Origin of the sequence: Pseudomonas extremorientalis, from assembly GCF_001870465.1 — a bacterium.
Classification (GTDB): domain Bacteria; phylum Pseudomonadota; class Gammaproteobacteria; order Pseudomonadales; family Pseudomonadaceae; genus Aquipseudomonas; species Aquipseudomonas extremorientalis.
On record NZ_MDGK01000011.1, the window covers coordinates 18,533 to 30,551 of the forward strand.

Annotated in this window: 9 protein-coding genes; 5 read left to right on the forward strand and 4 right to left on the reverse strand. The window is 60.8% G+C overall.

The annotated features are described in order from the left end of the window. Nucleotides 1-73: 73 nt before the first annotated feature. The 5 genes from BFN10_RS02385 (at nucleotide 74) to BFN10_RS02405 (ending at nucleotide 6,644) form a co-directional block, all read left to right on the forward strand. Nucleotides 74-3,568, forward strand: coding sequence for a response regulator (locus BFN10_RS02385; RefSeq protein WP_071488286.1), 3,495 nt, complete (start codon nucleotides 74-76; stop codon nucleotides 3,566-3,568). Beyond that, a complete protein-coding gene (locus BFN10_RS02390) occupies nucleotides 3,569-4,399 on the forward strand; it encodes a CheR family methyltransferase (protein ID WP_371322019.1) in 831 nt (276 codons plus the stop codon). Then, nucleotides 4,396-5,001, forward strand: coding sequence for a chemotaxis protein CheB (locus BFN10_RS02395; RefSeq protein WP_071488287.1), 606 nt, complete (start codon nucleotides 4,396-4,398; stop codon nucleotides 4,999-5,001). The genes BFN10_RS02390 and BFN10_RS02395 overlap by 4 nt, the downstream gene beginning before the upstream one ends. After that, the gene (locus BFN10_RS02400) at nucleotides 4,995-6,188 is read left to right on the forward strand and encodes a hybrid sensor histidine kinase/response regulator (RefSeq protein WP_071488288.1); all 1,194 of its coding nucleotides are present in this window, start codon (nucleotides 4,995-4,997) and stop codon (nucleotides 6,186-6,188) included. Before BFN10_RS02395 ends, BFN10_RS02400 begins: the two co-directional genes overlap by 7 nt. 78 nt (nucleotides 6,189-6,266) lie before the next feature. Further along, nucleotides 6,267-6,644 carry a response regulator gene (locus tag BFN10_RS02405; RefSeq protein ID WP_071488289.1) on the forward strand — a complete coding sequence of 126 codons (378 nt, stop codon included), beginning with the start codon at nucleotides 6,267-6,269 and terminating at the stop codon, nucleotides 6,642-6,644. 28 nt (nucleotides 6,645-6,672) lie between these two features. Here the strand turns inward: BFN10_RS02405 and BFN10_RS02410 are convergent, their stop codons facing one another. From BFN10_RS02410 to BFN10_RS02425, 4 genes are all read right to left on the reverse strand, one after another. Continuing rightward, complete coding sequence (locus tag BFN10_RS02410) at nucleotides 6,673-8,343, reverse strand: ATP-binding protein (protein WP_071488290.1); 1,671 nt, start codon at nucleotides 8,341-8,343, stop codon at nucleotides 6,673-6,675. Then, entirely contained in the window at nucleotides 8,340-9,845 is a 1,506-nt protein-coding gene (locus BFN10_RS02415; protein WP_071488291.1) for an ATPase domain-containing protein, read from the reverse strand. Before BFN10_RS02415 ends, BFN10_RS02410 begins: the two co-directional genes overlap by 4 nt. Before the next feature lie 106 nt (nucleotides 9,846-9,951). Further along, nucleotides 9,952-11,010 carry a tetratricopeptide repeat protein gene (locus BFN10_RS02420; protein WP_071488292.1) on the reverse strand — a complete coding sequence of 353 codons (1,059 nt, stop codon included), beginning with the start codon at nucleotides 11,008-11,010 and terminating at the stop codon, nucleotides 9,952-9,954. Nucleotides 11,011-11,080: 70 nt separating this feature from the next. Continuing rightward, nucleotides 11,081-11,974: a bestrophin family protein gene (locus tag BFN10_RS02425; RefSeq protein ID WP_071488293.1), complete on the reverse strand. Its 894-nt coding sequence runs from the start codon at nucleotides 11,972-11,974 to the stop codon at nucleotides 11,081-11,083. Between the last annotated feature and the right edge of the window lie 45 nt (nucleotides 11,975-12,019).

Sequence of the window (12,019 nt, forward strand, 5' to 3'; positions counted from 1 at the left end):
GGTAGAAAAATGGCGTTCCTGTGCGACTTTGGGGCAAACTTCCGGTTTTTACACACTTGGCCAAGGCATGCCCATGACTCCCGCTTCGTCCGTCGATGAAAAGAGCTTTCGTAACCTGCTGAGCCGAAACGTCGCATTGCCCCTGGGTGTGGGCGTGCTCAGCGCGGTGTTTTTCGTCTGCCTCATCACCTACCTGCTGTCGGTGATCCAGTGGGTTGAGCACACCGATCGGGTTATCAATAACCTCAATGAATCGTCCAAGCTGACCGTGGACCTGGAAACCGGCATGCGTGGCTTCCTGATCACCGGCGACGAGCATTTCCTCGACCCGTATGAAGTGGCCAAGCCGCGCATCATCGCCGACCTGCGTAACCTGCAGGAGCTGGTGGCGGACAACCCGCAGCAGGTGGATCGCCTCAAGCGCCTGGAAGCCCTGCAGGCCGAGTGGAACAACTACGCCCAGTCGATGATAGATATGCAGCGCACCAGCGGTGACTACCGCAGCGCGGTCAAGGCCGGCCGTGGCAAGCGCCTGACCGATGAAATCCGCAAGGAATACGAAGACGCGGTGGCGATGGAGCAGCAGTTCCGCATCACCCGCAACGAACAAGTCACCCGCACCACGGTGATCAGCGTCACCCTGTATTTGGTCTTTGTGCTGGGCTTGAGTGGCTTCCTGGCATATATCGGCCGTAAAAATCTCGTATCTCTATCAGAGAGTTACAGCGCAAACCTCATGTCACAGCAGAAGATTGCGCGACGCCTGGAACAACAAGCCTGGCTGCGTAATGGCCAGACCGAACTGGCCGAGCAGGTGCTCGGCCAACTGACCCTTAATATGCTCGGGCGCAACATCCTTCAATTTTTTGCCCAGTACATGGGCTCGGCGGTTGCCGCGCTGTATGTGCGCGAAGAACACGGCGGTCTCAAGCGCGTGGCCACTTATGGTTTTTCCCGCGAACAGGAACAGCGGGAACAAGCGATCTACAGTGACGAAGGCATTGTCGGCCAGGCTGCCCAGCTCGATCGCCTGATTCGCCTGGATGACGTGCCGGTGGATTACTTCAAGGTCAGCTCCGGTCTGGGTGAAGGGCCTACGCGCAGCGTGCTGGTCATGCCCACCAGTGATGATGACCGCGTCAATGGCGTGGTCGAACTGGGCTTCCTGCGCCCGCTGGAAGAGCGTGACGAAGAGCTGCTGGAGCTGATCGCCGGCAATATCGGCACCTCCATCGAAGCGGCGCGGTACCGCCAGCGCCTGCAGGAAGTGCTGGCCGAAACCCAGCAGCTCAACGAAGAGCTGCAAGTGCAGCAGGAAGAACTCAAGACCGCCAACGAAGAGCTGGAAGAACAGTCGCGCATCCTCAAGGAGTCCCAGGCCCACCTGGAAACCCAACAGGCCGAGCTGGAACAGACCAACGAGCAACTCGCCGAACAGACCGAGACCCTGGCCGAACAACGCGACGCCATGGACCGCAAGAACATCGAGCTCAACCAGGCCCAGCTCGAACTGGAAGAACGCGCCGAAGAATTGCAGCGCTCCAGCAAGTACAAGTCCGAATTCCTCGCCAATATGTCCCACGAGCTGCGCACGCCGCTGAACAGCTCGTTGATCCTGGCCAAGTTGCTGGCCGAGAACCCCCAGGAAAACCTCAGCGCCGAACAGGTCAAGTTTGCCGAGTCGATCTATTCCGCCGGCAATGACCTGCTCAACCTGATCAATGACATCCTGGATATTTCCAAGGTGGAGGCCGGCAAGCTGGAGATGCGCCCGGAAAACTCCAGCGTGGCACGGCTTGTCGACGGCCTGCGCGGCATGTTCGAGCCGCTGGCGGCTGATCGCAAGCTGGGCTTCCAGGTAGAGGTGCAGGAAGGCACGCCGACCATGCTGTTCACCGACCGCCAGCGTTTGGAGCAGATCCTCAAGAACCTGCTGTCCAACGCGGTCAAGTTCACCGAACAGGGCGAGGTCAGCCTGTCGGTGTCGCGAGCATCGGAGGAGGGCATTGCCTTTACGGTACGCGACTCCGGCATCGGCATTGCGCCAGACCAGCAGGAAAGCATCTTCGAAGCCTTCCGCCAGGCCGACGGCACCACCAACCGCCGTTACGGCGGCACCGGCCTGGGCCTGTCGATTTCCCGCGACCTGGCGGCCCTGTTGGGTGGCTATATCAGCGTGACCAGTGCCCCGGGCAAAGGCAGCACCTTTACGCTGGTGCTGCCGGAACATTATGCAGAGCCAGGGGAGGACGCAGCACCGATCGAGCCGCCGCGCCAAGTGGTGGTGCCCGCACCGGCTCCAGCCAAGGTGTCGCCGCTGCCGGTGGCCGATGCCAGCCAGATCCCGCGCTTCGCCGATGACCGCGACAAGGCCCCGTTCACCACACGTTGTATCCTGGTGGTGGAAGACGAACCTAACTTCGCCCGTATCCTGTTCGACCTGGCCCATGAGCTGGGTTACCACTGCCTGGTGGCCCACGGTGCGGACGAAGGCTACAGCCTGGCCGAGGAATATGTGCCCGACGCCATCCTGCTGGACATGCGCCTGCCGGACCATTCCGGGTTGACCGTGCTGCAGCGCCTCAAGGAACACGCCAATACCCGGCACATCCCGGTGCATGTGATTTCCGTGGAAGACCGCGTGGAAGCCGCCATGCACATGGGCGCCATCGGTTATGCGGTCAAACCCACCACCCGCGAAGAGCTCAAGGACGTGTTCGCGCGCCTGGAAGCCAAGCTGACCCAGAAGGTCAAGCGCGTACTGCTGGTAGAGGATGATGACCTGCAACGCGACAGCATTGCCCGCCTGATCGGCGACGATGACATCGAGATCACCGACGTCGGCTACGCCCAGGCCGCCCTGGACCTGCTGCGCACTAACGTCTATGACTGCATGATCATCGACCTCAAGCTGCCAGACATGCTCGGCAACGAACTGCTCAAGCGCATGGCCACCGAGGACATCTGCTCGTTCCCGCCGGTGATCGTCTATACCGGGCGCAATCTGACCCGCGATGAAGAAGCCGAACTGCGCAAGTATTCGCGCTCGATCATCATCAAGGGCGCCCGCTCGCCGGAGCGCCTGTTGGATGAGGTCACACTCTTTCTGCACAAAGTCGAATCCCAGCTGTCCCATGATCGCCAGAAGATGCTCAAGACCGCCCGCAGCCGCGACAAGGTCTTCGAGGGGCGCAAGATCCTGCTGGTGGACGACGATGTGCGCAACATCTTCGCCCTGACCAGCGCCCTGGAGCACAAAGGCGCGGTGGTGGTCATCGGGCGTAACGGCCGTGAGGCCATCGACAAACTCAATGAAGTCGAAGATATCGACCTGGTGCTGATGGACGTGATGATGCCGGAAATGGATGGTTACGAGGCCACTGCCCTGATCCGCCAGGACCCGCGCTGGAAAAAGCTGCCGATCATCGCGGTGACGGCCAAGGCCATGAAAGACGATCAGGAGCGCTGCCTCGCGGCCGGTTCCAACGATTACCTGGCCAAGCCGATCGACCTGGATCGCCTGTTCTCACTGATTCGCGTGTGGCTACCGAAGATGGAACGCATTTAAGTGGAGCGAAGTTTCTTGGAAAAAAGCAGCGATATTGAGCTGCGCCTGTTGATCGAGGCGATTTACCTCAAGTACAGCTACGACTTCCGGGATTACTCCGGGGCGTCGGTCAAGCGCCGCGTGGCTCATGCCTTGCGCCAGTTTGATTGCGCGACCATTTCCGCCTTGCAGGAGCGCGTGTTGCACGACCCGGCGGCGTTCATGCAGTTGCTGCAGTTCCTGACGATTCCGGTAAGCGAGATGTTTCGCGACCCGTCGCACTTTCTCGCGATCCGCCAGGAAGTGGTGCCGCTGCTCAAGACCTACCCGTCGATCAAGATCTGGATCGCCGGCTGCAGCACCGGCGAGGAGGTGTACTCCATGGCCATCCTGCTGCGCGAGGAGGGGTTGCTGGAGCGTACGATCATCTACGCCACCGATATCAACCCGGCGTCGCTGGACAAGGCCAAGCAGGGGATCTTTTCCCTGGAGAACGTACGCGCCTATACCGCCAACTATCAGCAGGCCGGTGGACAACGTTCATTTGCCGACTACTACACCGCGGCTTACGATTACGCGATCTTCGATAAAACACTGCGTGAGAATGTGACCTTTGCCGATCACAGCCTGGCAACCGATAGTGTATTCTCGGAAACTCAATTAATTTCGTGTCGTAACGTACTGATTTATTTCAATAAAAAATTGCAGGATCGAGCGTTTGGATTGTTCCATGAGTCGCTGTGTCATCGCGGCTTCCTGGTGCTGGGCAGCAAGGAGACCCTGGATTTCTCCGCGTACAGCAAGCAATTCGAACCGTTGGTCAAACAGGAACGGATCTACCGAAAGCTATGAATCAAGCGGCTGCCAGCCCGGCACAGGTCCGGGGCATAGAGGCTATTGTTATCGGCGCCTCCGCCGGTGGCGTAGAAGCGTTGCTGACGGTATTTGCCCAATTGCCTGCGGACTTCGGCCTGCCCATCATCACCGTGCTGCACCTGCCCGACGAGCGCCGCAGCCAGCTGGCCGAGGTGTTTGATCGCCGCGTCGCCATGCCGGTGGTGGAGGCGCGCGATAAGGAAGTGCTCAAGCCCGGCACGCTGTACTTTGCCGGGCCTGGTTATCACCTGTCGGTGGAGCATGATCGCAGCCTGTCCCTGAGTCAGGAGGACCGCGTGCACCATTCGCGCCCGGCAATCGACTTCCTGTTTGAGTCCGCCGCCGATGCCTACGGCACGGGCTTGCTCGCCATCCTGTTGACCGGCGCCAACCAGGACGGCGCCCGTGGCCTGGCCCACGTCAAGCAGCAGGGCGGAACCACCGTGGTGCAGGAGCCCACTGAGGCACGTGTCGCCGTCATGCCCCGAGCAGCCCTGGCGCTGCACACACCCGACCACATTCTGACGTTGAGCCGCATTGGCTCATTGCTGGCTTCGCTGGAATATTCCCCATGTTAAGTACTGTCCAGGCCAAACTGCTGATCGTCGACGATCTGCCGGAAAACCTGCTCGCCCTCGAAGCGCTGATCAAGCGCGAGGACCGCCAGGTATTCAAGGCCTTGAGCGCCGACGAGGCCTTGTCCCTGTTGCTGGAGCACGAATTCGCCATGGCGATTCTCGACGTGCAGATGCCCGGCATGAACGGGTTCGAGCTGGCCGAACTGATGCGCGGCACCGAGAAAACCAAGAACATCCCGATTGTGTTCGTCAGCGCCGCCGGCCGCGAACTCAATTACGCCTTCAAGGGCTACGAAAGCGGCGCCGTGGACTTCCTGCACAAGCCGCTGGATATCCATGCGGTGAAGAGCAAGGTCAACGTGTTCGTCGACCTGTACCGCCAGAGCAAGGCCATGAAGCTACAGGTCGAAGCCCTGGAGCGCAGCCGTCGCGAGCAGGAACTGCTGCTGACACGTCTTCAGGCCACCCAGGCCGAGCTGGAGCAGGCGGTGCGCATGCGTGATGACTTCATGTCGATCGTCGCCCACGAAGTGCGTACGCCGCTCAACGGGCTGATCCTCGAAACCCAGTTGCGCAAGATGCACCTGGCCCGCGACAACGCCGCCGCGTTCACCCTGGACAAGATGCACGCCATGGTCGACCGTGATGAACGGCAGATCCAGAGCCTGATCCGCCTGATTGAAGACATGCTCGACGTATCGCGCATCCGCACCGGCAAACTGTCGATACGCCCGGCGCGGTTTGACCTCACACAGCTTGTCAGCAGCCTGGTGGAGAACTTCGCGCCCCAGGTCGCGGCGGCGGATTCATCCATGACCCTGACTGCCGAAGGCTCCGTGGAGGGTCACTGGGATGAGTTCCGCATTGAGCAAGTGGTCACCAACCTGTTGACCAACGCCTTGCGCTACGGGGCCAAGAGTCCGATAGAAGTGCGCGTGTACAGCGAGCATGACGAAGCCCGCGTAGAAGTGCGCGATCACGGCATTGGTATCAGTGAAGACAACCAGAAGCGTATCTTCCAGCAGTTCGAACGGGTATCGGCCAGCCAGGTTGCGGCCGGCCTGGGCCTGGGGCTGTTCATTTCCGAGCAGATCGTTGCAGCCCATGGCGGCACCATCGAAGTCGAGAGCCGGATAGGCGAGGGCGCCTTGTTCAGGGTGTGCCTGCCCTTGCAGGCGACGGCTTGAATTCAATCGTCACCTCGACGCAACCTCTGCGTGACCCCATGGTCGTAATTGCAGCTATTGACCGGACAAAGGCTTCCCATGAGTGAAGATGCACAAGATGTCGTTCTGATCGTCGAGGACGACGAATCCATTATGTTTGTGTTGGGTGAATACCTGGCCGGCCTGGGCTATCGGGTGTTGAAGGCGATCGACGGGGAGCAGGCTTTCGAAATTCTCGCGACCAAGCCGCACCTGGACCTGATGGTCACGGATTACCGTTTGCCGGGGGGTATCTCCGGTGTGCAGATCGCCGAGCCTGCGCTGCTGCTGAGGCCGGAGCTGAAAGTCATCTTTATCAGCGGTTATCCGCAGGAAATCCTCGACTGCAACAGCCCGATCACACGCAACGCGCCGATCCTGGCCAAGCCGTTTGATCTGGATACCCTGCAGGAACATATCCAGCGCTTGCTGGCCTGAAGCGCAATAGGGCTGCTCGCATGCAGCCCTAACCCCTGATCATTTCTCGGACTTTTGCCGTCAACAGATCAAACGTGAACGGTTTGGTGATCAGTTGCATGCCCGGGTCGAGGAACCCACCCCGCACGGCTGCATGCTCGGCATACCCCGTAATGAACAGAACCTTGAGTTGCGGGCGTATCTGCCGGCCGATTTCCGCCAATTGACGACCATTCATACCGGGCAGGCCAACGTCGCTGATCATCAAATCTATACGCTGTTCCGACTCGATAATGGGCACGGCGGAGTTGGCGTCGACAGCTTCCACAAAACCGTAGCCCAGCTCCTTCAGAACCGCGCTGACCAGCACCCGCACGGCCGGGTCGTCTTCGACAATCAGCACGGTTTCACCGGCATTGGCGAACGGCAACAACGCCGGATCCACCACGGCATCGGCGACAACTTCACCGATAAACCGTGGCAGAAACAGGCTCACCGTGGTGCCTTTTCCCACTTCACTATGGATGGTCACATGGCCATGGGACTGGCGGGCGAAGCCATAGATCATCGAGAGCCCAAGGCCGGTGCCCTGGCCGATGGGCTTGGTGGTGAAAAACGGGTCGAACACGCGGCCCATCACACTTTCCGGAATGCCACAGCCGGTGTCGCTGACGCTCAACTCAACGTAGTCACCGGGCTTCAAGGTGCCGTAGGCGGCGGTGAACACGCTGTCGAGATGCCGGTTGGTGGTCTCCACGGACAGGCTGCCGCCACCGGGCATGGCATCGCGGGCATTGATGACCAGGTTGAGCAGGGCGCTTTCCAATTGGTTGGGATCGGCCTCGGCCGTCCATAGATCAGTCGCCAGACGCATATCCAAGCGAATACTTTCGTTGATGCTGCGTTGCAGCAGCTCCCCCATGGAGGTAACCAGGCGGTTGATCTGCACCGGTTTGGAATCAAGGGATTGACGGCGCGAGAACGCCAGCAGGCGGTGGGTGAGGCCGGCGGCACGGTTGGCCGAGGTCACCCCCAGGTCGATCAGGCTGTCGAGATCGTCCAACTTGCCTCGGGACACACGCCTTCGCAGCAGCTCCAGGCTGCCGATGATGCCGGTGAGCATATTGTTGAAGTCATGGGCGATACCACCGGTCAATTGGCCGACGGCTTCCATTTTTTGTGATTGGCGCAGTGCCTCTTCGTTGCTGCGCAGTTGGGCGGTACGTTCCTCGACTTGCTGTTCAAGGGTTTCAAGCGTGCGTTGCAGGCGCAGCTCACTATCGCTGAGGTCGATCAGGCGGTCGCGGGCTTCGTATTGCCGGCGGCGACCGCGCAAGGCGGTGCTCACCAGGCTGATCAGCGTTACCGGGTGGAAGGGGCGCTCCAGGAAGGTCACATTGCCCAGCAGGCCGCTCAGGTGGGATGAGCCATTCTGTTCGGTCCCGCCGTGGTGGGTCATCAACACAATGGGCAAGTCCGACCATGCCGGCTGCTGGTGCAGGTAGGTCAACAGCGGGTCAAGATCCACCCCACGCAGGGCTTCGGCGGCGATGATCAGCAGCCCGGCGCCCTCCTGCAGGGCCTCGCACAATGCCCCAAGGTTGCTGGCGACGATGCCGGCGTACCCGGCTTCATTGAGCATCATCAGCGCCAGCGAGCCATCGCGTCCCATTGGCGCCAATACGATTGCACGCTCGGAGACCGGAATGAGGCCCGTCACACCCCCTCATCCTTGAGCAGCGGGGAGCCGGCGCCCATGTAGGTCGGAATACCGCGCAGGACCCCCTGGAAATTATCCAGCGGTTCGCCAACCGTCATCCCCTGGGCGCCAATCCGGTATTCACGAATAGTGGCTTCATGGCTGCCGGTGCGCTTCTTGATGATCGAGATGGCGCGGCGCACCTTGCCCAATGCTTCGAAGTAGCGCAGCAGAATGACCGTATCGGCCAGATAGGTGATGTCCACAGGCGCCTGCATGTCGCCGACCAGCCCGTGTTGGGCGACGGTCATGAACGTCGCTGCGCCGCGGCGGTTGAGGTAGAGCAGCAACTCGTGCATATGCAGGATCAGCGCATTTTCTTCGGGCATGGCCGCCTGGTAGCCGTTGATGCTGTCGATCACCACCGTCTTGATGCCGCGCTCATCGACACAGCGGCGCACCCGGTGGGAAAACTCGCCCGGGGACAATTCGGCCGCATCCACCTGTTCGATCAACAGGTTACCGGTCGCCTGCAGGGCGGCGAGGTCGATCCCCATGTTTCTCATGCGTTCGAACAGCAGCCCCAGTTCTTCATCGAAGATAAACAACGCGGCTTTCTCGCCCCGCGCCACGGCGGCTGCGGCAAAGATCATCGAGATCAACGACTTGCCGGTACCGGCCGGGCCGAGGATCAGGCTGCTGGAACCGGTCTCGACACCGCCGCCCATCAACGCATCCAGCGCGGCGATGCCGCTGCTCAAGGTCTCGCGCTTGTAGCCGCCACGATGTTCGGCCGCCACCAGGCGCGGGAATACATGAACGCCGTCGCCCATGATGGTGAAGTCGTGAAAGCCGCCCCGGTATTTCTGGCCTCGGTACTTGACCACCCGCACGCGACGGCGCTCGGCACCGTAGTTGGGGGTCAGCTCTTCCAGGCGGATCACGCCATGCGCCACGCTGTGCACGGTTTTATCGAGGGATTCGGTGGTCAGGTCGTCCAGCAACAGCACTGTGGTGTCGTAACGCACGAAATAGTGCTTGATCGCGAGGATCTGCCGACGGTAGCGCAGGGAGCTTTGTGCGAGCAGGCGGATCTCCGAAAGACTGTCGATGACCACACGCTTTGGCTTGACCTTTTCCACCACTTCAAAGATCTGGCGCGTGGCCTCGCCCAGTTCCAGGTCGGAGGAGTACAGCAGGCTCTGCTGGTGGTCGGCGTTGAGCAGGCTTTCCGGCGGCGTCAGTTCGAAGATATGGATATTGTCATCCAGGTCCCAGCCATGGGACTTGGCGCCTTGTCGCAACTCACGCTCGGTTTCCGACAGGGTGATGTACAGCGATCGCTCGCCGTCTCTGGCCCCGGACTGCAGGAAGTGCAGGGCGACCGTGGTTTTACCGGTGCCGGGTTCACCTTCCAGCAGGAACAGGTGACTGCGCGAGAGCCCCCCGGCAAGAATGTCATCAAGACCGTCAATGCCAGTGGCCGCTTTCTCTTCGGGTAATTGCGCTTGGGATGTAGACAAGAAGTGCCCTCAGGTCACATACGAGTAGAGGATGCGCGCCCAAATGGACGCGCCATGTTCTCTTGACCGTAGCAATTTGTGGCGGTTCAACAAATTCCAGTCCGGCCTACAGGCCTTGCTGCAATGCAGGATCGTCCGGATTCTGTTGCTCGAGCTGGGCGAGCAGGACCTGGACGTTCTGCAACTGGCCGCTTTCTTTCCAATAATTGACCAGCAATACCCGGGCTTTGCGATTGGCCGGGTGGCGTTGGATGATCTCTTCGAGTTGGCGCTGCGCAGCCTCCAATTCCTCTTGCGCATGCAACGTCGTCGCGAGGTCGTAGCGGTAATCCTGATTATCCGGCTCCAGCTCCACCGCCTTGGACAGGCCGAGCAGGGCGTAGGGGCGTTCACCATGGTGCAGCAGCCACATGCCCAGCGCATGTTGCAGGTAGGCCGACTCCGGATGCGCGGCCAGCTGGCGTGCCAACAATTGGCGGGACTCCTCGGTCTTGCCTTGCTTGTCCAGCAGCTCGATCTGCGCGACCACGGCTTGCAGGTTATCCGGTTGCAGGCGCATGGCCTGCTCAAGCGCGTTTTGCGCGTCCGGCAGCAGGGCGCTGTGAATGTACAGGCGCGCCAGTTGAATCCAGCCTTCGGCGGTTTCGGGCTGGGCCTTGAGCTTTTTCACAAACTCATCCAGCACCTGCTGCAACGGCCCGAAGTACAGGCCCAGAGTATCGGGAGACAGGCCAAGCAAGGCATTGGCGGCGGCAAACCGTACCTCTTGCTCGGGATCATCCAGCACCGGGCCGAGCAGCAGCGTGCGCTGGCCGGTGGGCACCAGGCCGACAATGCTGTGGATGGCAGCCTCGCGTACCAGCGGTGAGTCACTGGCCAGGTCTTTGTCCGCCAGTTTCAGCGCCTGGGGGCTGGGGTAGTTGGGCAGTTCGGCGTGCAACGCGGCGCGGCGCTCGGGCGACAGATCCGGTCGACCCAGTTGCTGGTACAACACACGCGCCGCACCGGGCTCACCGTTGCGCGCCTGTTTCAAGGCTTTTGAATAACCGTGGGCAATAGCGGGGGGCACGACTGCCGGGGTGGCGCGAGAGAAATACCAGGTGAGCAGCACAATCAACAGCAGGGCGCACAGGCCGACGATGGAATAACGGCGTGACTTTGACATGCAGGCGTCCGAAAGCGAGGGCAGCAAAGCCGTCAGCTTCGGTCAGACCACGACGGGTGTCAAACTCGCGTCAGGTGAGCACGTAGTCCTCCGGCTCCAGGGGTGGCGGCAGGTCGGTTTCACCGAGGGCGGCCAACACTTCGCGTTCCAGGGTGCGCAGGAGGGCATTGCAGGGCAGGTCGTTCTCGTCAAAACCGAACGGGTCCTCCAGGTCATCGCCGATTTCATCGAGGCCGAAGAAGGTGTAGCTGACAATCGCGGTGAACACTGGCGTCAACCATCCCAGCGGCTCGGCCATGGCAAACGGCAGCAAAATGCAGAACAGGTAAATGGTGCGATGCAGCAGCAGGGTGTAGGGGAAGGGCAGCGGCGTGCTCTTGATGCGCTCGCAGGACGCCTGCACCTGGCTGAGGCTCACCAGTCGGGTTTCCCATTGTGTGTAGCGCCACTCGCTGATCACACCTTGCTCGGCCAGCACTGAAAACCGGGCGCCCAGCTGTTGCAGCAGGCTGTCGGGGAGGTTGGGGTGATTGGCCTGGACCGTCCCCCACGGCTTGATGGCCCGGGCTTCATCCTCATGGCGCAACCGTGCAACCAGGCCGTGGGAGAAGCCGCACAGGCTGCGCAGCAGGCCAGCACGCTCAGCCGGATCTGTGAGCACCTGGGTTTCGCGGATCAGCGAACGCACATCGATGATCATCTGCCCCAATTGCTTGCGGCCTTCCCACCAGCGGTCATAGCAGGCGTTGTTGCGAAAACTCATGAAAATCGACAACGACAGCCCGAGCAGGGTGAACGGCGTGGCATTGACCTTGGAGAAGTAGGCCGGGTGCAGGGTTTCCACCAGCACGATCACCGAGGCCAGCAGCGTGACCAGCAGGCTGCGCAGGGCGATGCGCTTGGCAATGGAACCCTTGAGCGAGAACAGGATGCCGAGGAGGTTGGGTTTGGGGCGGACTATCATGCAGAGATGGGCTTCTTCAGGTGGCGCAAGCCATCAGGTTAGAAG

What these genes read in the sequence shown, in the direction of transcription:
- BFN10_RS02400 (WP_071488288.1), top strand. Translation starts at nt 4,995, where the DNA reads ATGTTAAGTACTGTCCAGGCCAAACTGCTGATCGTCGACGATCTGCCG.
- BFN10_RS02425 (WP_071488293.1), bottom strand. Translation starts at nt 11,974, where the DNA reads ATGATAGTCCGCCCCAAACCCAACCTCCTCGGCATCCTGTTCTCGCTC.
- BFN10_RS02420 (WP_071488292.1), bottom strand. Translation starts at nt 11,010, where the DNA reads ATGTCAAAGTCACGCCGTTATTCCATCGTCGGCCTGTGCGCCCTGCTG.
- BFN10_RS02385 (WP_071488286.1), top strand. Translation starts at nt 74, where the DNA reads ATGACTCCCGCTTCGTCCGTCGATGAAAAGAGCTTTCGTAACCTGCTG.
- BFN10_RS02395 (WP_071488287.1), top strand. Translation starts at nt 4,396, where the DNA reads ATGAATCAAGCGGCTGCCAGCCCGGCACAGGTCCGGGGCATAGAGGCT.
- BFN10_RS02405 (WP_071488289.1), top strand. Translation starts at nt 6,267, where the DNA reads ATGAGTGAAGATGCACAAGATGTCGTTCTGATCGTCGAGGACGACGAA.